The 20,625-nt window shown below is 56.7% G+C and carries 18 protein-coding genes; 2 read left to right on the top strand and 16 right to left on the bottom strand.

Annotated features, from left to right (window positions below):
- Positions 1-176: 176 nt before the first annotated feature.
- The 10 genes from egtD to MHM84_RS19065 all read right to left on the bottom strand — a co-directional run bounded on the left by egtD (position 177) and on the right by MHM84_RS19065 (position 10,904).
- On the bottom strand, positions 177-1,139 hold the full coding sequence (gene egtD, locus MHM84_RS19110) for an L-histidine N(alpha)-methyltransferase (protein ID WP_239268235.1): 963 nt from the start codon (positions 1,137-1,139) through the stop codon (positions 177-179).
- Positions 1,140-1,141: 2 nt separating this feature from the next.
- The gene (egtB, locus tag MHM84_RS19105) at positions 1,142-2,443 is read right to left on the bottom strand and encodes an ergothioneine biosynthesis protein EgtB (RefSeq protein ID WP_239268233.1); all 1,302 of its coding nucleotides are present in this window, start codon (positions 2,441-2,443) and stop codon (positions 1,142-1,144) included.
- A 67-nt stretch (positions 2,444-2,510) separates the two neighbouring features.
- On the bottom strand, positions 2,511-3,920 hold the full coding sequence (locus MHM84_RS19100; RefSeq protein WP_239268231.1) for an NADH-quinone oxidoreductase subunit N: 1,410 nt from the start codon (positions 3,918-3,920) through the stop codon (positions 2,511-2,513).
- On the bottom strand, positions 3,920-5,407 hold the full coding sequence (locus tag MHM84_RS19095; protein ID WP_239268229.1) for an NADH-quinone oxidoreductase subunit M: 1,488 nt from the start codon (positions 5,405-5,407) through the stop codon (positions 3,920-3,922). Before MHM84_RS19095 ends, MHM84_RS19100 begins: the two co-directional genes overlap by 1 nt.
- Positions 5,404-7,377: a proton-conducting transporter membrane subunit gene (locus tag MHM84_RS19090; protein WP_239268227.1), complete on the bottom strand. Its 1,974-nt coding sequence runs from the start codon at positions 7,375-7,377 to the stop codon at positions 5,404-5,406. The genes MHM84_RS19095 and MHM84_RS19090 overlap by 4 nt, the downstream gene beginning before the upstream one ends.
- Entirely contained in the window at positions 7,377-7,682 is a 306-nt protein-coding gene (gene nuoK, locus MHM84_RS19085; RefSeq protein WP_110061041.1) for an NADH-quinone oxidoreductase subunit NuoK, read from the bottom strand. Before nuoK ends, MHM84_RS19090 begins: the two co-directional genes overlap by 1 nt.
- A gap of 28 nt (positions 7,683-7,710) precedes the next feature.
- A complete protein-coding gene (locus tag MHM84_RS19080) occupies positions 7,711-8,340 on the bottom strand; it encodes an NADH-quinone oxidoreductase subunit J (protein ID WP_239268225.1) in 630 nt (209 codons plus the stop codon).
- Positions 8,337-9,263, bottom strand: a complete 927-nt coding sequence (locus MHM84_RS19075; RefSeq protein ID WP_239268223.1) for an NADH-quinone oxidoreductase subunit H — start codon at positions 9,261-9,263, stop codon at positions 8,337-8,339. The genes MHM84_RS19080 and MHM84_RS19075 overlap by 4 nt, the downstream gene beginning before the upstream one ends.
- Positions 9,250-10,560, bottom strand: a complete 1,311-nt coding sequence (locus MHM84_RS21605; RefSeq protein ID WP_239268221.1) for a hypothetical protein — start codon at positions 10,558-10,560, stop codon at positions 9,250-9,252. The genes MHM84_RS19075 and MHM84_RS21605 overlap by 14 nt, the downstream gene beginning before the upstream one ends.
- Positions 10,557-10,904 (bottom strand): NADH-quinone oxidoreductase subunit A, encoded by a 348-nt coding sequence (locus MHM84_RS19065; RefSeq protein ID WP_239268219.1) that lies wholly within the window; start codon positions 10,902-10,904, stop codon positions 10,557-10,559. Before MHM84_RS19065 ends, MHM84_RS21605 begins: the two co-directional genes overlap by 4 nt.
- A gap of 336 nt (positions 10,905-11,240) precedes the next feature.
- Between MHM84_RS19065 and MHM84_RS19060 the strand changes: the two genes are divergently transcribed.
- Positions 11,241-11,675 carry a DUF4175 domain-containing protein gene (locus MHM84_RS19060; RefSeq protein WP_239268217.1) on the top strand — a complete coding sequence of 145 codons (435 nt, stop codon included), beginning with the start codon at positions 11,241-11,243 and terminating at the stop codon, positions 11,673-11,675.
- Between the two features lie 606 nt (positions 11,676-12,281).
- Here MHM84_RS19060 and MHM84_RS19055 read toward each other — a convergent pair.
- From MHM84_RS19055 to MHM84_RS19030, 6 genes are all read right to left on the bottom strand, one after another.
- Positions 12,282-12,722 (bottom strand): DUF411 domain-containing protein, encoded by a 441-nt coding sequence (locus tag MHM84_RS19055; protein WP_239268215.1) that lies wholly within the window; start codon positions 12,720-12,722, stop codon positions 12,282-12,284.
- Positions 12,723-13,362: 640 nt separating this feature from the next.
- Positions 13,363-14,682, bottom strand: coding sequence for an ATP-binding protein (locus MHM84_RS19050; RefSeq protein WP_239268213.1), 1,320 nt, complete (start codon positions 14,680-14,682; stop codon positions 13,363-13,365).
- On the bottom strand, positions 14,657-15,328 hold the full coding sequence (locus MHM84_RS19045) for a response regulator transcription factor (RefSeq protein WP_239268211.1): 672 nt from the start codon (positions 15,326-15,328) through the stop codon (positions 14,657-14,659). Before MHM84_RS19045 ends, MHM84_RS19050 begins: the two co-directional genes overlap by 26 nt.
- Positions 15,329-15,351: 23 nt before the next feature.
- The gene (locus MHM84_RS19040; protein WP_239268209.1) at positions 15,352-16,134 is read right to left on the bottom strand and encodes a c-type cytochrome; all 783 of its coding nucleotides are present in this window, start codon (positions 16,132-16,134) and stop codon (positions 15,352-15,354) included.
- Between the two features lie 27 nt (positions 16,135-16,161).
- Positions 16,162-16,944 carry a copper resistance protein B gene (locus MHM84_RS19035; protein ID WP_239268207.1) on the bottom strand — a complete coding sequence of 261 codons (783 nt, stop codon included), beginning with the start codon at positions 16,942-16,944 and terminating at the stop codon, positions 16,162-16,164.
- Between the two features lie 12 nt (positions 16,945-16,956).
- Complete coding sequence (locus tag MHM84_RS19030; protein WP_239268205.1) at positions 16,957-18,837, bottom strand: copper resistance system multicopper oxidase; 1,881 nt, start codon at positions 18,835-18,837, stop codon at positions 16,957-16,959.
- Between the two features lie 629 nt (positions 18,838-19,466).
- Here MHM84_RS19030 and MHM84_RS19025 point away from each other — a divergent pair.
- A complete protein-coding gene (locus MHM84_RS19025) occupies positions 19,467-20,249 on the top strand; it encodes a Crp/Fnr family transcriptional regulator (RefSeq protein ID WP_239268203.1) in 783 nt (260 codons plus the stop codon).
- The last annotated feature ends 376 nt before the right edge of the window (positions 20,250-20,625 follow it).

Raw genomic sequence — 20,625 nt, 5'->3', positions numbered from 1 at the left:
TAGCCGACTGCTTATTTTCCGTTACTACCAAGCAGATGAATTACCTATATATTATCTCGTAGTTGCACTTCGCTACTAATCGCAATATGGCAGGAATTGCTTCCAGCAATTCCTGCGTCGCCTTTAATTACCTGGACAGCGCCCAGTACTGAAACAGCTAGGCCACTATTGTTCTACTAGACATGCTCTAGGTAATGTACGCTGAACATATCTTTTTCGTCGGTCCAGCATGATCGCGCCGTAAACCCAGCACGCCCCGCTAATGTCTGAAAGCCTTCGATCGTGTATTTGTAGGAGTTTTCAGTATGAATCGTCTCTCCTTCCAGAAAGCGGAAACGCTCCCCTTCAACCGCGACGACTTGGGGCAGTTGGCTGACCAAGTGCATCTCGATACGCGACTGCTCTTCGTTGAAGAACGCCTGATGGGCAAAATGCCGGGGATCGATCTCGGCATTCAGCTCATGACGTAGCCGTTCCAACAGGTTCAGATTAAACGCTGCTGTCACACCTGCCTCATCATTGTAGGCAGCTTCAAGGGTTGCCTTGTCCTTGATCAGGTCGATACCTACCAATAACCCACTGCCCGTGGGCAGCAAAGAATGCAACCCGCGCAGGAAATTTTCGGCGCTCTGTGGATCGAAGTTGCCAATGCTTGAGCCAGGAAAGAAGCCGACGGGTCGTTCGCAGCATACCCCATCGGGTAAAGCCATGTTGCAAGAGAAGTCAGCACAGGCTGCGTGAACCTCAAGCCATGGATAATCGGCAGCCAGACGACGCGTACTCTCAAGAAGAAATTCGCGCGAAATGTCGATGCCCAGATAGCTTGAAGGTCGCATGGCTTCCAACAGGAGCCGCACCTTACGGCTGGCACCACTGCCTAGTTCGATCAAGGTTGCCTCATGCCCAGCGATTTCCGCTATATCAGCGGCAGCGGCAGCAAGAATCAGCTCCTCGGTTCGTGTCGGGTAATATTCCGGCTGTTCACAAATCTGATCGAACAACTCAGAACCACGCTGGTCATAGAAGAACTTTGGCGAGGCGAACTTTTGATCGGCCCTGAACCCCATCAATATTTCATCGCGAAGCGACGTTGCTGCAGGAGTCGGGTGCAAATCGTGGAATTTTACGGCCAGGGTCATGGTCAGCTCTCCTTAGCAAGACGAAAACCGGAAAACGCCCACCGGGCATGTGGCGGGAAGAAATTACGGTAAGTTGCGCGTATGTGATCGGCTGGCGTCGCACAGCAGCCACCTCGTAGCACCATCTGCCCCGACATGAACTTACCGTTGTACTCACCCAGGCTACCCGGCAATTTGCGAAACCCCGGATAGGGTCGATAGGCACTACCGGTCCACTCCCAGACGTCACCGAACATTTGCCCCGGCACTTCCGCTGACTGCGCAGCCGCGACCGGCTGCAGATGGTCCTGGTCGACAAAGTTACCCTTCATCGGCACATCGCGGGCCACCGTTTCCCACTCAGCCTCGGTAGGCAAACGTGCCCCGGCCCACTGGGCATAGGCATCAGCCTCATAGAAGCTGACGTGGCACACCGGCGCATTCATGTCGACCGGCACCAGGCCGCCCAAGGTATAGTGATGCCAGATTTCGTCCCGCTCGACCCAGTAGAGTGGCGCCTTCCAGCCTTCTGCCTTGACCGTGGCCCAACCATCCGATAGCCAGTAGTCAGGTTTGTCGTATCCCCCCGCCTTCATGAACGCGAGAAACTCGCCGTTGGTCACCGGGCGGTCAGCGATCTGGAAAGCCTCGACAAACTGACGATGGCGCCCCATCTCATTGTCATAGGCGAAGCCCTTCTCGGCCTCGTCATGGCCTATGTGCCTAACCCCAGCTGGGTAGGCATGCCAGCCAAGCTCGCCCACGTCATACGCGGGCGGCGGCGTAAGGTCATTCCGATAAGCCGGGCACAGCGGATTCTGGGCCAGAATGTGCTTGATATCCATGAGCAGCAGTTCCTGGTGCTGCTGCTCATGCGGCAGGCCTAGTTCGAGACGCCGAAGAATCTCGGGCAGATGTTCCGGCGGCGGATCGGTAAGCAACTCTGCCATCGCCCGGTCGATATGCGCACGATAGCGATACACATCATCCACGGTGGGCCGTGAGATCATGCCACGCTCGGGGCGGGGGAATGGCGTGCCATGAGTCACGTAGTAGGAATTGAAAAGATAGTCGTACGCAGGATCGAGGGTCTGATAGGTAGGATGAAAGGGTTTCAGGATGAAGGCTTCGAAGAACCAGCTGACATGGGCAATGTGCCATTTCGGCGGGCTGACATCCGGCATGCTCTGCACCATGTAGTCTTCCTTGTGCAGAGGCGCACAAATTACTTCAGTGGCAGCGCGAACCCGCTGGTATGCGCGCAACCACTCCTTGGCATGAAGACTATCTGACGTATCGATAGCCAAACCTTGAGCAGATGACATATATGACTCCCTCCCTAAGTAACACTCCATTGAACTTGCTCAGACAGGCCGCCAGACCTGCCAATACCTACAGTGCAAAGCGTATCGAGTCGGTGAATATCATGAGCGTCTCTGCGCCAAGCCCCCCGACAATTAGCAGCAAGCCAGCCACGACCATGGTGGTTCGTGCCCACTGGCCCATCAGTACATGTACGGTGGTTCGGCTACCACTAAACATCATCGGTGCCACGATGCGCAGGTAATAGAACAGCGAGACAACCGTATTGGCGGCCGCCACGAAGGCTAGCCAGGTATACCCCCCTTCGATCGTGACACTGAACAACATGAATTTGCCAAAAAAACCAATCAGCGGCGGGATGCCCACCAGGGATAACAGCGAAGCAATCAGTATCGTTGCAGCAATCGGTACTTTTCTGGCCAGCCCCTGATAATCGTCCAGTGCGGTACGCCCTCTCAGGTGTGTGACCACGGCGAAGGCCGCCAGGTTGGCAATGGCGTAGCTAGCCAAAAAGAATACCAGAGCCGACAGGGCCTGCTCGCTGGCTCCCATCACCACAACCGCCATCAGGGCATAACCGGACTGGGAGACCGATGACCAACCCAGCAGGCGCCGCACGTCTGTCTGTCGCAGTGCGGCCACGTTACCCAGCGTCATGGTTGTGACCGAAATCATGGCTACAATCGCTCGCCAGGCAACATCCGGCGGGAGTATTGATACAAAACGGGCCAACGCGACGGCAGCACCGATCTTGGGAATGACTGTCAAGAAAGCAGCCACGGGCGCCGGGGAGCCCTGGGCTACATCTGGCATCCAGGCGTGGGCAGGAAAGGCCGCCAGCTTGAAGGTCAGGCCCAGTACAATTGAAGCCGTGGCGATGGTTAATGCCAGGCTGTCGTAACCCTCCATAAGCCTTTGTGCGATGTCTGGATAACCTGTATTGCCAGTCAGGCCGAACAACACGACAACACCTATCGTCAGCAAGGTGTTGGTCAAGGCGCCAACCAGGAAATACTTCATGCCGGCTTCCAGCGCAGGTGCCCAGCCACGGTGATAGGCGGCCAACGGGTAGCTAGCTACCGAGGACAGCAGCACACCCAGCACCAGCTCCATCGTGTCACTGGCTGATGCCATCATGATTACGCCCAGCAGAGCGAACAGCACCAGCGCGTAGTATTCACCATGGCGGCGGTCGGTCCGCATCCACTCAGGGGACATGGCAACGACCAATGCGCCGGCAAACAGCACAACCAGTTTGCTGGAGAGCGCCACACCATCCAGAGCCCACACACCAGAGAACGTCAACCGCGGCGGTCCATCCCACTGCGCGAAGGTCAATCCAACACAAAGCCCAATCGTGAACAACGCCAGAACGGCTGCCCAGACATGCTGCTGCTGTCGGGTAAAAGCCGAGAACAACACGATAATCACAGCGCCGAGCGTCAGGCTGATTTCAGGCCACACATCACCGATAGGCATCAGCGGGCTCCTACCAACAGCGTTGCTGAAGCCTCTATCAGCGTCAGCAAGAACTGCGGCGCTATACCGATGATCACGAAGCCTGCCGACAACACCCCGAGCACGCCCCACTCAGTGGATCGCAGATCGTCAAACTTTGCCCAGCGCTGAGGCATTGCCCCGAAGAACAGTTTCTGCAGCATCTGCAGGAACAACGCTGCCGTGATAAGGATACCCAGCACACCAATGACAGCGAGCCAGGGGTAGACGGCAAAGGTCCCTGCAAAGATGTGAAACTCGGCCACGAAACCGGCCAGACCAGGAAGACCCAAACTGGCAAACGAGGCGAGTATGGCGAACGTTGCCAATAGCGGTGCCTGCCGGAGCAGCCCACCATAGCTATCCAAATCGTATTCCTCGGTGCGCTGCCAGAACGAGCCGCAGATCAGAAACAACGCCCCGGTAATCAGGCCGTGTGCCACCATCTCTACCGTGGCCCCTACCAGTGCCATCTCGCGGGCATATTCCGCATCCTGGAACAAGGCGCCAGCCACGGCGATCCCTAGCACCGTGTACCCCATATGATTGATCGAGGTGTAGGCAATGCGTCGTTTCAAACTTCTCTGGCCAAATGCCACGAGGGCACCATAGAGGATAGAAACCACAGCAAAGAGAGCGATAATCAGAGCGTAGCGGGCAAAGATCTCCCCCATCATCGAGTACGGAATTCGCAGAATCCCGTAGGTGCCCATCTTGAGCAACACCCCGGCGAGAACCGCCGAGGCCGGTCCGGGAGCGTCGACATGCGCTTGGGGCAACCAGGTATGCACGGGCACGATGGGAGTCTTAATGGCGAAGCCGAGCATGAGGGCGAGAAATATTAGGCCAGCAACCACACCCGCCCCCGCCAATGGCTGCTGCTCGATGAGCACACGCATGTCAAAGGTATGCGGCTCGACTGACAGATAAAGCCCGATGAATGCCAGCAGCAAAAGTAGCGAACCACAGAAAGTGTAAAGAAAGAATTTGAATGCTGACTGCTGAGCCTGGCCGTGCCCCCAGCGGCCGATCAGGAAAAACATTCCCACCAGGCTCAGGTCGAAAAAGACATAGAAGAGCAGCAGGTCCAACGCGAGGAAGACGCCAAGCGACACGGACTGCAGAAAGAGCATCCAAGCATAGTACTGCCGAGGCTGGTTCTGCGTGTTCATGGGATAGGCGATACTGGCGGCAAACACCAAGGCACTCATCGTCGCGATAGCCAGCGCAATGCCGTCCACGCCTAACCGGTATGCCATACCCAGGCTGGTTACCCAGGGCACCTCTTCGACAAACTGAAATAGTGCGCCTTGCGTATCGAACTGCAGCCAAGTCCAGGCCAGTAATAATACAGGTAGCAGAGAAACCCCTACGGCAAACAGGCGAGCCGTACTTTCTGTCCAACGGCGTGAAACGGCGAGTACGAGAGCCCCCAGCATGGGGAGCCCCAAGGTTGCGGTGAGAATCAAAGGAGCGCTCCTATGCCCAGAATTATCAGGATCACGGCGAATCCTGCCGCGATGCCGGAATAGTAATGATGTGTCTGTCCGGTGTGTGCCTGGCGCGCTACCTGGCCCGCCCAGTCGACGCCTTTCGTAAGCAGGCTCGTTGCGCCATCGAATGCCCCTTCGCCGCGTCGATCACTGACTTTGGCGAGCCACACGCCCAAACGGGCGCTGGCGCGAATGCCGGCATCCACCGCTCGATCGTCGAAGCGCGCCAGGCCATGGCTGAACGCCATCGCGGCACTTACGCCATAACCCCACAATCCGGCATCCACTACGCGATCATCGAAACGTGCCAGGCCACGGCTGAACCGTATGACTGTATCAACGCCCTGTTCTGCTAGAGCCGGCAGGCCAAACCAGTTCGCCATAGCGGCACGCTTCTCGCTCTGCCGGCTCTGGCTCGACACTTCCCGGCGCACCGCCCAAAACCCAACGCCAATGCCCAGCGCCACCAACAGTAGCGACAGGATCAGTTCCCACAGTTTGGTTTGAGGAAGCTGGATCGACAGCAGGTCAGCAAGGGTACTTCCGACCCCGGGCCACCAGAGGAAAGATAGCGCTAGCGTGCCTGCCGAGAGCAGGTAGAGCGCACCGGCTTCCACCGAGGAGTGCCCTGGCTGGGATGGGGGCGTTCTCGTGCGGCCATGTAGCCCTCGCCCAAATGCCAGTAGCTGAAAGCGTGTCGCATACAACGCGCTGAGCCCTCCAGCGATGGCAGCGATCACGGCCAGCCAGGACGCCTGATGACCAGCGGCAGTGATAATCTTCTCCTTACTCCACGCCACACTCAGCGGAGCGCCCCCTGCCAGCGCCAGACTGGCGACCATGGTCGCCGCTGCAATTCCAGGAAGCAGGCGCCCAAGGCGCATCGTATTTAGCAAGTAGCTGCCGACATGACGTTCGGCAATGCCAGTCGCCAGGAACAAAGCCGCTTTCGTGAAGGCGTGGGTGACGAAGTGCACCAGGGCGACACCGGGAAAACCTGCCCCTACCGCCACCCACATCAGGCCATACTGGGCCGATGTCGAAGCGGCCAACAGCTTCTTGGCATGCCCCTGTAGATAAGCCACGACCCCACCCGCCAAGGCGGTGGCCAAGCCCAACGTAATGGCAACCGGCCCAAACCAGGCAACAGCGGCCATCTCCGCATGCAGCCGGATCACCAGATAGATACCTGCAGCGACCATGGTCGCCGCATGAAGCAATGCCGACACCGGGGTCGGCCCGGACATGGCAGCAAACAACCATGGCGAGAAGGGAAGCTGGGCGGACTTTGCGGCTGCGGCCAACACGGCGCCGGCAACGAAGACGTCCAATAGCCATCCATCGAGCTGTGACAGGTCCGCAAAGGCAAACGAGCCTGTGCCGGCAAACGCTGCCGCCGCGGCAATATACAGCCCTAGGTCCCCAAAGCGGGTGACCAGGAACGCCCAGGCGGCATCCCGTAGGTTATCGGCCTCTTGCCACTCATGGGCAATCAGCGCCCACGAGCAGGCCCCGACCAGTTCCCAGGCGATGAGCAGGGTTACCAGGTCCTCGGCCAGTACGAGAAGCTCCATCGCCCCGATAAATGCCGTCAGCAGGGCGATCAGCCTGACGGGCGGACGCGTTGGCATGCCCTCACTGATGGGCTCAGATTCATGGTAGGCACTATAGGCAATGATCAATATCGCGATCAGTGGCACAACAATGGCGAATACGCCACTTGCTGGTGTCATCCCCATCGACAGGACGATCTGAGAGCTCCAGCGATAGGCGCCGCTCCAATCCCCCATAAGAGCCACACCCGCGAGCAGCAAGGTAACGACAGCCACTGCCGCCCCCACTAGGCTCAACAAGGCACGGCCACTCTCCTTGCCAGCCCAGTGCTTGCCAAGCCAATACATTCCGGGGGCGGCAAGCAGCGGCAAAAGAGGAACGAGCCACAACATCAGTGCTTCAACCCGGTCAGTGACTCGGTCATGTCGGCCTGTTTGCCGCGGAAAACCGCCACCACCAAGGCAAACCCCATGGCCATCTCGATGGCCATCACTGCCATGACGATGATCGTCAGCAGTTGCCCTTCCGGTACACCTGCCCCGCTAAAGGCCCAGAACGCCACTGCAGCGAGCATGACGCCATTGAGAATCAGCTCCAGCCCCATCATCAGCATCACGAACGATTGCTGGGAAAGCGCGCCATAGATCCCGATACCGATCAGTGCCGCTGCCAATAGCAAGAGTGTTGTCAGTGTCATGCAAGCCTCCCTGCCTGTCTGCTCTGGTTCAGTGATGATGATGGTGGTGTTGATGACCGCCACCCTCGCCCTCTTCGTCCTCCTCGGGCTTGCCCGCCGGGTCACCACCCGGATCCAGGCCCGGCGGTAGCGAGCCCTCCGTAGCTGCCCCATAGCGCCCTCGGTGGCTTGATAACACCACCACACCGATCATGGTGGTGAGTAGTACGATGCCCGCCGACTCGAAGATCAGCATCGAGTTACCGAGCATCTCATTGCCTAGGGATCTAACTGGATCGAGGTCTGCCGAGACCGGCTGGTCAGGAAAGGCAGCAAATAGCGCCATGGCGCCCAACACCAGGAAGCCGACAATCCCCGCCCCGATAGCGATACGCTCCTGGTGAACCATGTTCATCGGATTGAGGCCGGCGGGATTCATCATGAACATGACCATGAACAGCGCCATGACCGTCATCTCCACGGCCATCATGAAGAACATCGCCACGCCTAGGTATTCCGCTGCCAGCAGAATCATGATCACGCCCACGGCGATGAACGACACCAGCAGGAAAAAGGAGGCGCGTACCATCGAGTCGGTACGAAACACTCGCCACCCGGTGACCACCGCGAGCGTGGCCAACAACAGAAACGCGATATCTATGCCAATGCCGTGATTCATAGCAGCGCTCCTATGCCAGCCCACACCAGGTCGATAAACGACAGTGGCAACAGCACCACCCACATCAGAGTGACGCAGCGCTCAGGGGCAATACGCGGCAGTAACCGCCCAAGCAGTAGCAACACGAGCAGTACCGCCAGCATCTTTATCGCCATCCATAACGGACCGGGTAGCCAAGGCCCCAGCCAGCCACCCAAGAAGGCGCTCGCTGCCACACCACTGAAAGCCACCAGCATGGCCGCTCGCGCCACGTCCCAGACCAGCCGCGGGGGGCCAGAAATTTCAGAGGCCGTGCCACCAGCCAGGTCCGCCGAATCGGCCAGGTTAAGCGGTCCCCAGAAGGTCATGCCCAGGCCGACGATCAGAAACAGTGGCAACCCCAGCGGCTGGCGTATGACATTCCATAGCGAGTCTTGCGAGGCAACCACTTGGGTGAACTGCAGCGATTCGGCCGGCAATGCCACGCCAATCAGTACGAACATACTAATCAGGATGTAGGAGAGCCCTAGCGCCACATAACGATAGCCGCCAATAAGTGCCAGCAGTGCGTTCGCCGACCAGCCATGCAAGAAGATGACCACTGTCGCCAGTGCTTCCACGCTGCCCCACAGCACTACGCTGGTGACCAAGTCAGTGGCGACCAGCGACTCCGACCACGGCACCACCGCCAGTCCGATTGCAGCCAGTGCCAAATACAGTGCTGGCGCCAGCCGCCAGGCTTGCCAGTCCGGGGCTTCGGTGGCATTGGCGTGCTGGGTCATCAGCCAAGCCCCTCGGGCCATGGGGGCAAGCCAGACACTGCCTGCCTGAGGGGCGCCGAGTGCGCCAGCGATAAGCCGATCAAGCACCGCCACGACATATGCACCGACAGTCAGCATGAACGTCACCATCAGCACTGGCAGGAACAGCTCATTTAAAAACATTTCCGGAGCCTCCCTGGACTACCCGAAGTTCATCAGGCGTCTGTGTTCCGCCCCCCTCGTCGACTACTGCCGCAACATCCAGGCTCGCCACAGTCGCCAGCGCCTCGCCCCACTCCAGGTCTGGCAGCACTTCGTCGAGGAGCGAGCTGGCATCCTCTGGTCCCTGCTCGGACCAAGGGCCACGCGGCGTCTCGATGTGATTCACCTCGCTCGTGTGTACGTCATCGCATTCGGCCAGGCGAGCCAGATGAAGGGATTGATCGATTTCTTCGAGAACCTGCCACCAGCGAGCATAGGTATTACCTTCGGTCTGGCACACGGGAGAGAACCCCAGCCGGCGATAGCCGGTATCGTGTGAGCGCAAGTCGTTAGCTAGCCCAGCAGCACGAGCGGCAGGCCCACCAATCTTGCGGGCCTGTTCGTGATTGAGCACACCGCCTTCCATCGAAGACAGACTAAAGAAGCCAACACGCACCAGATGGCGGCGCAGCCCGCCCAGCGAGCTTGAGGTCGAGAGGTTTTGTGCCAGGCGCAAGACTTCCAGACTGGCGCTCTCCAGCCCGGCAAGATGCAGGGCATGAAACAGGCGATGCAGATGATGGCGGGCCCGGGCGAGCTCAAGCTCGGCGATGGGGACCGGACGTTCCCGGGCGATGATGAATACCGGGTCGAGGCTCTGCGGATACGGGGCGAGCTGGGTGTTCCATGTCTGAACGAGATCGCCCTGTAGAGTGATTTCCGCCACCATGCCAGGCGGAAATGCCGTGAAGAACGGCCCGAGCCGGAAGGTCAGCGAATCCAGCGTCAACCCATCGCGGATGTCGTCCTGCATATTCATGGCCATGGGCCGCCCATAGGGCACTCCTCCCATCATGCCTTCGCCACCCTGACCGAAATCGCCCTCGCCTTCCCAGGGGTTGGGCGGCTTATCCGTCAAGATGCGGGGCGCGCTGTCACGCTGGCCTGCCATCAGTTCCCGATGTGCCGTAATCAGGGCCCCAGGCAACTCGTCGAGTTTTTCAACACTGGGCACGTTTTCCAGATGAGGCCACGGCTCGCTGCGAAACCACAGGGTGGTAAAGGGATATGGCAACTGGTCGTGGACACGCCGCAAGGGCTCGAATCGGTCAGCCGGAATCTCCCCCGCAATCAGTAACACACTGGCATGGCGTGGCGAATCGACCAGCTCGATTTCCGGCGATAGCGCGAGGTACCGCAGCGCTCTATCGCCCTGCTTGCCTAGCACGGGAAATACGGGAACCCGCGTGCGCGAGGCGAGCTTCCGTAACCAGCTCACTGCCACTTGAACACCCCCTCACGCCAGGCATAAACGATGCCCACCGACAGGATGGCAAGAAACATGCCCATCTCCATCATCGCCTTCATGCCCTTCGCGACGAAAACCACCGCCCACGGATACATGAACATCATCTCCATCTCGAAGGCGATCAGCAGTAGTGTCATGGGATAATAGCGGACGTGATAGCGGCTCCATGCGTGGCTGTCAGGTGTGCCACCGCCAAGAAAAGGTGCGCGCTGAGGATAGGTGGGCATCGGCTGGTGGCGCACAGGCAGCCACTGCACTAGCAGGCCGGCACCTAGACTAAGTAATAAAACAAAAAGTAGAGTCAACAGCTCCATGCGAATCCCTCGCGTCGCTGGCCAGCAATCCTTACCGTCACTACAAACGTAGCAGCCTTACCTACTTATTATTCTATGTATTCAGACTTCAAGCTTAGATAGCAATCCTGAACGCAAGCTGAATCCACTTATGTAAAAATGTAAAATACAGTAACCATGTGCAATACTCAGCATTCATCGCTTCAGATTCACCTCATCAAATGTACCATTCTATCTATCCAATTGATTAGACAGCACTTAGCTTTATGATTTTAATCAGATCGCTTCCTCTTCCAACTAGCACCTGCTAGCTTAGCTATTGCCGACAGGAGTTATCATCTTATTTATAGAGAAAGAATGGAAACATTGAGCTCCATCAATTCACGAAAAGCAGAAACCGTCCATCCTTTCTCTATGTATTTAACGAAGGAGGAGTACGCAATGCCCCTTTCCAGATTAGTGATGTTGTCATTGGCTGCACTAACGATTTCGAGCCCTGCCTTGGCACAACAGGAAAACCATAATATGGAGGAAGGCATGAGCGACGGCCATATGATGAATGGTGGCCAGGGCGACATGATGCCCATGATGCGTGAGCATATGGAACAGATGCAGCAGCACATGGAACAGATGTCGGCTGCCAATACTCAGGAAGAACGCTCGGCCATGATGCAGGAGCACATGCGCCAGATGCAGAAGCACATGCAGATGATGCAACAGATGATGGGCAACATGCATGGCAGCAACGGCGAAGGTATGGGCAATATGCAAGGCGAGGAGCACAAGCACTGACCTTCGTGTCAGCCAGCCACGGAAATTAACAACCTAGAGTTTGAGCACTTTTCCCGCCTGTGGATTTCCACAGGCGTTCGTTTCGCTCGTCAGGGAAACAGCCATGCAAGTTGAATACCGCCTGGGCGTCTCCACGGTCAGCCTGGTGAAACGTCGCCTCAAGCTCAAGCCCAGTAACTCTGAAAAGCGCCAGGTAGCCATCGCTGAAATCGATCAGCTCTAGGGCCTGGATAGCGTATCTTTCAACGAGAGTAAGCAGCGGCTCGATCTGGCCTATGATGCATCACGTCTGTGCATCAATTGTGTGGAGGACATTCTAGCCAAGCATGCTGTTGAGGTAAGCCATGACTGGTGGACCCGCTTCAAGGAAGATCCCTATCGGTTCGTCGACCAGAACGTGGAAGACAATGCCCACCACGAGCCCTGGAGTAGCCATCAGTCCCCGCCGGGAGCAGGAAAATGAGCGGTACTTGACCGCTCAAACACATTCAGGCTCACCATAATGGAATGTCATAGCGCGCCCTGCTTTCGCATATCCATTCCGCTTCTTCTCGTCTTTAGGGTCGCTGCCGTTCTCGTTGTGCCGCGCGCAACAAGTACTTCCATCTACAACGTCATGAAAGGTGCTGCCTCCTGCTCCTCAAAGCTAATGATCTCGAATGGCGCCTGCTTGGGCCCCGGCATGCCCGGAGAGCCCTGAGGCATACCAGCCAGGCCAATGCCGTCGGCGTCCGGACGCTCGGCAAGCAGTTTGTCGATAGCGGCCAAGGGAACATGGCCCTCAATTACGTAGTCGTCCAGCATGACTGTATGGCACGACCCGTAACCGTAGGGGACGCCAGCCTCCAGTTTGACATTACTAAGATCTTGGCTTTCAACGATTTCGACCTCGACACCTCTGGCTTCCAGATGCTTAGCGTATTCATCACAACAGCCACATGAAGGATTCTTGTAGAGTCTAGCGCTATCAGGCATCACCGCTTGAACGTTGGCTGCACCGACCAGCAAAAAGCCGGAAATCAATAGCATAGTAAATCGTTTTTTCATGAGAATTTCCTCACTTCCTGCCGTGAAAACAAGTATTTAATCAAAGCAGCAATTCCTAAGCCTACCAGTAGCAGTAAGCTGCCTCCCATCAGGAGCATCATCCAGCTCATGGAACCAGTCATCATGGTGCAGTCAGCAAACATTGAACACCTCGATTACATTAAAAACCGCTCAGCGGGCATATAGGAGGCATTACATCAGGCCAGCCGCGCGCTTCCTTCTAACGTAATGTAAAACGTATGTGCTGCTCATAGGTCAATAGATAAAGAAGGAAATACCTATCTCTGATAAGCAATGTAGAACTGCCACATCCACCCTTATATTACTATTTCAACAGACGTTCTAAGCATCGCACTTTAACGGCCTTCCTTTACTGGTAGACGTTGGCAACCCTGATGAGAAAAAATGCTAACTTAAATCCTAGTTTTTTGCACATGCCGAGACAAGTTCAGCTCGGAAACTGCTAACCACCTACTTTCTCTCGACGAGCATGAAACCATGCGCATCGCCTGAAATAGCGGACGATAAAAAATATGTAACAGCATGATCTGCCGATCAGTTGAGGATCCGGGACATGCCCCGGCCTTGTGCTCTCCGCCACTAGCACTTCTTCAACTTTCCAAACTGCAGCTAGAAGTGATTAACAGGGCAGCACGATGCGCACGTGGAGGCCTTCGCCAAAGGGAGAAAAGAACGTCACCTTGCCTCGATATTGTGAAACGATCTGCTTCAGAATGGCTAATCCCAGTCCATGGCCGTAGGTGTTCTCATCGAGTCTTTTCCCTCGCTGGCCAAGTTGCGATAAATCGGACGGTTCCACCCCTACACCATCATCCTCTACTTCAATGATCAGTCCGTCATCTCTGAATATGCGACACGCCACAAATTCGCGAGCCCATTTGCCACCGTTATCAAGTAGGATGCCAAGCATCTCGTTAAGGTCTTGGCGCTCGATGGCAATACTATGTGCGGGTGGAAGCGAGACATCCAATTCAAAGCGCTTATCGGGATAAAGTGTTCGCATCATATCAATGAGCGTTTCCGCCTCCTTAGCCACATTGGCTCGCTGTCCACTCATTGGCCCGGCGAAACGAGCTCGACGTAACTCGGAGGACAATTGCGCCTGCATACCTTCCAGGCGTTCAAGCATGCGCTTTCTCCGCTGATCATCAATCGGGCGGCTACCTCGTAGAACTTGGGTAACAGCCGCTAGCGGCGTCTGCAGTGTATGCGACAGGTTGGCCACAGCCTCACGCGAACGAAGCAGCCGTTGTTGTAACTCATGCATGAAATTATTCAACTGAGCAAGCAAGTCGTCCAATTCGGATGGCGTGTCAATATCGAGCTGCCCCCGCTGGCCCGACTGAAACTCGGCCAGCTGTCGTTGTAAGCGAGACAGTGGACGTAAACTACGGTTGACTGCGACTAAATTCAGAAGAATCAACAGTAGCAGCAGGATACCGGCGATGCTTCCCACCCACCAATGCAGAGTCTCAAGGCCGGACTCTACCTGAGCGAAGTCCTCACCAATCAATAAGACACCGGGGCGGCCATCTACCATTAGCGTTTCACGATAGATGAGCAGCTGATGCCCCTGCCACTGGACATCAAAGACCTCTGCGTCGGCGCCATCAAAAAACGGCGCCAGGAAGGCGAGCCAATCTGGATGTGAAGAGAAAACCTGATCCCCCACCCGCAATACATATAGGTGATGGAAGACCTCCGAGGCGAACGAGCCCGGTTCGAGCCACTGGCTTGGTGGCTCGCCAAGCTGCTGCAATCGCTCGATGGTGTAGTGAGCCTCCTGACGCAACCGCTCCCCGAGAAATTCACGAGCCAGATCACGCAGTAAGATGCCGTGTAATAGCCACGTCACACCGACGACGACTAACGCGACCAACCCTAGCCGGGTCAGCAGGCGGACTCTTAGGCTCCTACGATCTATGCGAAGGAAAAACATAGCCCTGTCCACGCCGCGTTTGAATGCTGTGCTTGCCTAGCAGACGCCGTAGCCGGCCAATATAGACTTCTATCAGGTTAGGCGCAGCAGCATCCTGGCCTAGGGTATAGAGTTGGCTCAGTAAGCTCTCCTTCGAATGTACCCGATCCGGATACCGCATCAGGTAGCGCAGTAGACAATACTCGGTCGAGGTGAGTGTGTGCCAAGAGCCGTCAGCACCACTAGCCTGTTTCGCCACCTCGTCGAGAGTAATCCCGTTCACGCTTAGGACCGCTTCCACAGCTCCCGTGCTACGCCTTAGCAGAGCATGAAGCCTGGCCAGCAGTTCGGCCTCATGGTAGGGCTTGGTAAGATAGTCATCCGCACCGCGACGTAAGCCATCCACCTTATCTTCCCAGCTATCGCGGGCCGTCAGGGCGAGGATCGGCAGGCAGCGTCCATCGCGCCGCCAGCGATCCAGCAATTCCAAGCCGGAACCATCGGGTAGTCCCAGATCAAGAATCACTAGGCTATATTCCTCGCTGGCCATCAGGGATACAGCTTCTCGCATCCGCGCCGAGACATCTACCCGATATCCTTCGTCCTCCAGGGTTTCCGACAGGCTCTCGGCCAGCAGATCGTCATCCTCTACGAGTAACAACCGCATGACATGCCTCGCTGGTCCGACTCTTAGTGGCTGTGGCCATCAGCATAGTGGCCTTCTTTACTCTCATCCGCGCCCGAGGATGTCTCAGATAGCTTGCTGTCATCATGCCCCTGGTCGGCCTTGTCCAGGGCAGCTTTCGATTCCTTGGACGTCGACCCCATTATTCCACTTGTGTCTCCGTGCTCATGGCCATGACCATCATCCTGCTGGGCCTCAGAATTGCTTTTTGTTGGCGAGCCCGTCATTCCACTTGTGTCTCCATGCTCGTGAGCATGACCATCGTCTGCTTGGGCGTTGGTAGGAGACCCAGCCGGTTGCAACAGCTCGCGATATTCCTGCTCGGAGAGCTCGGGTAGCTTCTGCAGGAATGCCACTATTTCCCAGAGTTCCTTATCCTCGTGTGTTGCGCCCCAGGCCGGCATGCCGGTCATTTTGATGCCATGCTTGACGATCCAGAATTGCTCGGCCGGTTCCCAATGGCTCTGCTCCGTCAGGTTGGGCGGCATCGGGTTGAGCCCTGCACGTAGCACCGTGTCCTTGAGCCCGGGTTTGAGATGACAGGCTGCGCATAGCGAATCATAGGCGCTCGCACCCTGCTGGATCATGGCATTGTCGCTCAGGTCAGGCACGGTGATATCGTCAGCTGACGCCCTGACGGAGTTATGCATCGTTGTATGCATTACCCATTTACCCAGCGCCGTATGATCGTCGCTTGCGGCAACGTTATACGCTCCGCTATAGATAACAGCGACACCGCCAATAGCCAGCACGGCCAGTGCCAGGATGGCTCCATAAAATATCGGCATCTTATTCTCCTTCAGATCGCCTGCAGGTTAGAACCACATCCTGACACCAGCGACGACGCCGGTGCCTTCGACCTCACCGAACTCTTCCCGCGTCATGTCCGCAGTATTGCCGTACTGTTTTTCCCAGTAAGCGCCGATATAAGGCGCAAACTTGCGAGTAAGCTCGTAGCGCAGCCGCATACCTAGACGGGTAGAATTCAGCCCCTCGCCGATCCCGAACGCCTTGACGTCACTGGCCGCCACTTCGATTTCAGCTCTTGGCTGTAGGATGGTTCGCTGTGTCACTCGAACGTCGTATTCTGCTTCCAGGCTTGCCGACACATCGCCTTCATCACTGACTCGCAGTGAGGTGTCGATCTCGATGCTGTAAGGCATCGTGCCGAGGAGGCTGAGTACCGCATATGTGCGCTCAGGATGATCGCTGGATGCGATACCGCCCTGGTAGCCGACACCGCCCTGCAGTTCCCAGAAATCGGCAATCAGGTGGCTATAGAGCACTTCGAGCGACTCGAACTCGGCATCTTCCCCATCGCCCTGTTCATTCTCGCCCTCGCCCTTGATGTATACGCGCTGGAAGTCACCGCCATACCAACCTTGAAAGTCCCAGACCACGGCTTCTTCATTCTCGTCTGTCCAGGCATACTCCAGGCGATCGACGAGAAACGTGCCAAAGTTATGCTGTTCCATCGGCAAGCCCCATCCTGGCGGAACATCATAACCCTCATCGGAAACGCCATCGGCATGCACCAAGGTAGCCGAGGTAAACGTCAGGAAGCCTAGCCCCGCCAATAAATGAGTAGTAAAACGCATGATCCGCACTCCTTAAGCGACCTTGACGACCCGGAACATGCCGGCATCCATGTGGTAGAGCAGGTGACAATGGAAGGCCCAGCTTCCTGGTGCGTCGGCGCTGACTAGGGCGGACACCCGCTCCCCCGGCTTGACGTTCAGCGTATGCTTACGCGGGATCAGCTTACCGGCGCCGTTTTCCAATTCCATCCACATGCCGTGCAGGTGAATGGGATGCTCCATCATGGTGTTATTGACGAAGATCAACCGCAGGCGCTCGCCATGTTCGAAGTGAATGGGACCATTGACTTCACTGAACGTCTTGTCATTGAACGACCACATATAGCGCTCCATGTTGCCGGTCAGCTGCAGTTCCAGCTCGCGTCCAGGCGGGCGAACATCCGGCCAGGGGGTGTAGGCCTTGAGATCGCTATAAACCAGTACGCGCCTCTCGCTGGGATCGATGCCGATACCCGCCTGGTCATAGCGCGAGCCTGGCTGGGCCGTGCCCACCGGTAGTAGCCCAGTAGTACGGCTCTCTGGGGTGGGCTCCTGCTCGCCGGGGTAGTCCATGCCCTGCATGTTGGAGTGATCCATGCCCTGCATGCCGGAGTGATCCATGCCCTGCATGCCGGAGTGATCCATGCCCTGCATGTTGGAGTGGTCCATGCCCTGCATGTTGGAGTGGTTCATGCCCTGCATGCCGGAGTGATCCATGCCCTGCATGTTGGAGTGATCCATACCCTGCATGCCGGAGTGATCCATGCCACCATGTGCCGCCATCGCTTCCATGCCGCGATCTGCGATCTTACGGCGCGGCGGAATCGGCGCCACCATGCCTAGCCGAGGAGCCAGAGTGCCGCGTGCGTAGCCGCTGCGATCCATGGATTCGGCGAACACGGTATAGGCACGGTCGCCTTCGGGCTCGATGATCACATCGTAGGTCTCGGCCACGGCAATCCGGAACTCATCGACGGGTACCGGCTGTACCGGCTGGCCGTCGGCGGATACTACGGTCATCTTCAGGCCAGGAATACGCACGTCGAAGTAGGTCATTGCCGAGCCATTGATTACTCGTAGACGCACCTTCTCGCCAGGCTTGAACAGCGCCGTCCAGTTATCGTTCGCCGCATGTCCATTCATCAGGTAGGTATAAGTGCTGCCCGTGACATCGGCGATGTCACGGGAGCTCATGCGCATTCGCTCCCACATCGAGCGCTGCGCCACCGTATCGGCAAAGCCGTTCTCCGCCACATCGGCGAAGAAATCGGCAAGCGTGCGCTCCTGGTAGTTGTAATACCCCTCCGCCACTTTCAAGTGACGGAAGACATCCTGTGGGTCTTCAAAAGTCCAATCGGTAAGCAGCAACACATGTTCACGGTCATATGTGAACGCCTCAGGTTCTGCAGCATCGATAATAAGCGGACCCGCGTGGCCAAGCTGCTCCTGTAGACCGGAGTGGCTGTGATACCAGTAGGTGCCGTTCTGGATGACAGGGAAACGTGCCGTGAACGTTTCACCCGGAGCAATGCCAGCAAAGCTGACGCCAGGCACTCCATCCATTTCCGGTGGCAGGATGAGCCCGTGCCAGTGCACCGATGTTTCCTCATCCAGCAAGTTGGTCACCTTCAAGACCGCATCCTGCCCCTCGCGCAGTCGTATCAAGGGCCCTGGACTGGTACCGTTAAGCGTAATCGGTTTCCCCATCTTGCCGGCGATAGGTAACGACTCGCGCCGTACCGTAAGGGAGATTTCGTTGCCTTGCTCCACCCCTTGGGGATAGATGTTGCTGAGGCCTGCGGAACTGGCCCAGGCGGGGCGCAAACCTAGTGCAGCGGTAGACAAACCTAGCGCGGAAGCGACCTTTAGCAGTTGACGCCGTGATAGCGTCTGTACTGTCGATGAGGATGCCATAGCACGGTTCCTGTAATGAGTGAACAGAAGCACGAAATGGCAGCCAGTCTAACGCAGCAAGCTGAAATTAAGCTGAGTGCAGCTTAAAGTGGTCCAATTGAAGCGGACAACCCAATAAGTCTCATTGTGAAGATGGTAGAGACGTTCAAGATCAAGAAGACTTCTGGTGGCCCAATAAACCGACTATCCACATGAGAAGTATCCTTGCCATCCTTAGAAAGCTGCCTGATGATCAGAAAACGAAGCTCCTTCACGCCCACGCTCAGGCAGGAAGCTGCCTGTTTCATGCTGGACTAGGTGAAGCCAGTCCCTCATTCGGCATTGTTGAGAGCATCCTGCGACGCTGAATAAAACAGCTTGCAGGAAAACATGACGGTATCACGTCCAAGTTCAAGGCGCTGAAGCCAAAGGGATAGCGGATACAGGTAATGGAAGTCCGGATCTATCGCCTACCTGACCAACAGCCTTGTGCATTTTGGTTGCCTTACGGTCTGTCCGAAAACTAATGCCCTGCTGGACAACATAAGTTATTCGAGAGCGCAACCTAATAGCTTACAATCCGTAAGTTACGTTACGAGGCGCAGCAGGCCCGTAGTGCTATCACTACCTTTCCCCGGAGTCCGCTGCCTGTGAGCCTTCAATCGAGCGTCACCATTCGTCAGTTCAGTCAGTACTGCACGTTAACGACCGAGGACAAGGAGATACTACTCTCCTTGGAGCAATACCCCATCCGTGTGAGCACAGGACAAACTATCTGGCCGGAGGGCGCCCAGCCCGACCAGTTCTTCACTGTCAGGGAGGGCTGGGCCTTCTCGTTCCGCACCCTAGACGATGGGAGTCGACAGATTCTCAAGATCTATCTCCCGGGTGACATCATTGGGATGCGGGACTTCTCGTTTTCTCAGCGCCTGGCCGGTGTCGCCATGATCACCCCTGGTGTGCTCTGCCCTTTCAACCACCAGCAGCTACTCTCGATCTTTCACCGTTCGGGGAACCTGACGGTTGGCTTCTTCGCGATTGCTAGCCGTCAGCAGGCAATGCTGACTGAGCGCATGATTTGCCTGGCGCAGCGGACCGCACAGCAGAGGCTGGCGCATTTCCTGTATGAGATGTACCTACGCCTAAAGCGGATCGGCGCGGTACAGGACGGGCAATTTCTATTGCCCCTGTCCCAGGAGCAGATCGGGGAGGTGGTGGGGCTCAGTGCCGTTCATGTCAGCCGCACCTTCACTGCCTTTCGTGAAGAGGAAATAGTCAGGCGGGAGCGCCACCAGGTGTACCTTCCCGATCCTACAGTTTTGGCCGGCTTGGCTGAGTTTGATGAGGGTTATCTTAAAAGCGATGTTCCACCCGAGTTCTTTAACCCACAGTGGGCGAACCTGTCTTCTATCGAGACTCTTTCAACTTCGTGAAGGCGGCTACAGTCACCTTTTTTCGGCCACTGTCATTGCCCAGACTGCGGCGGTGCCATTTCCAATTGTGCCGCTCTGGCATGCCTCCCTACAGGAGGCATGCACATGACCACTGCCATCGCTCAACCCATGATCATCTGCTGGCCGCGAAGGGACCGTAGTCTGGTCTTTAGAGGTCTTCATCTCTATCCGCCACTTCTGTACCCTACCTTGGCAAAGCTATAAGCACACGAGGAAATCAGCCCAATGGACAGATTGCTGTTATCTGCACTGACGCTCGGCTGCCTCTCGGTGGCACTCGTCTACTTATCTTTGCAGGAACCAGGCGAGCCCGAAGCCATTGCCATCCAGGCCATGGAAAGAGCTCACAAACCTA

It is taken from the genome of Halomonas sp. McH1-25 (assembly GCF_022348165.1).
Lineage (GTDB): Bacteria > Pseudomonadota > Gammaproteobacteria > Pseudomonadales > Halomonadaceae > Modicisalibacter.
The sequence above is the reverse complement of the archived record's forward strand: the minus strand, read 5'-3'. Positions and strand labels throughout refer to the sequence as shown.

Bases quoted from the DNA above. Each gene is read 5' to 3' on its own strand.
- egtD (WP_239268235.1), bottom strand. From the start codon at position 1,139: ATGACCCTGGCCGTAAAATTCCACGATTTGCACCCGACTCCTGCAGCA.
- egtB (WP_239268233.1), bottom strand. From the start codon at position 2,443: ATGTCATCTGCTCAAGGTTTGGCTATCGATACGTCAGATAGTCTTCAT.
- MHM84_RS19100 (WP_239268231.1), bottom strand. From the start codon at position 3,920: ATGCCTATCGGTGATGTGTGGCCTGAAATCAGCCTGACGCTCGGCGCT.
- MHM84_RS19090 (WP_239268227.1), bottom strand. From the start codon at position 7,377: ATGTTGTGGCTCGTTCCTCTTTTGCCGCTGCTTGCCGCCCCCGGAATG.
- nuoK (WP_110061041.1), bottom strand. From the start codon at position 7,682: ATGACACTGACAACACTCTTGCTATTGGCAGCGGCACTGATCGGTATC.
- MHM84_RS19080 (WP_239268225.1), bottom strand. From the start codon at position 8,340: ATGAATCACGGCATTGGCATAGATATCGCGTTTCTGTTGTTGGCCACG.
- MHM84_RS19075 (WP_239268223.1), bottom strand. From the start codon at position 9,263: ATGTTTTTAAATGAGCTGTTCCTGCCAGTGCTGATGGTGACGTTCATG.
- MHM84_RS19065 (WP_239268219.1), bottom strand. From the start codon at position 10,904: ATGGAGCTGTTGACTCTACTTTTTGTTTTATTACTTAGTCTAGGTGCC.
- MHM84_RS19060 (WP_239268217.1), top strand. From the start codon at position 11,241: ATGGAAACATTGAGCTCCATCAATTCACGAAAAGCAGAAACCGTCCAT.
- MHM84_RS19055 (WP_239268215.1), bottom strand. From the start codon at position 12,722: ATGAAAAAACGATTTACTATGCTATTGATTTCCGGCTTTTTGCTGGTC.
- MHM84_RS19050 (WP_239268213.1), bottom strand. From the start codon at position 14,682: ATGTTTTTCCTTCGCATAGATCGTAGGAGCCTAAGAGTCCGCCTGCTG.
- MHM84_RS19045 (WP_239268211.1), bottom strand. From the start codon at position 15,328: ATGCGGTTGTTACTCGTAGAGGATGACGATCTGCTGGCCGAGAGCCTG.
- MHM84_RS19040 (WP_239268209.1), bottom strand. From the start codon at position 16,134: ATGCCGATATTTTATGGAGCCATCCTGGCACTGGCCGTGCTGGCTATT.
- MHM84_RS19035 (WP_239268207.1), bottom strand. From the start codon at position 16,944: ATGCGTTTTACTACTCATTTATTGGCGGGGCTAGGCTTCCTGACGTTT.
- MHM84_RS19030 (WP_239268205.1), bottom strand. From the start codon at position 18,837: ATGGCATCCTCATCGACAGTACAGACGCTATCACGGCGTCAACTGCTA.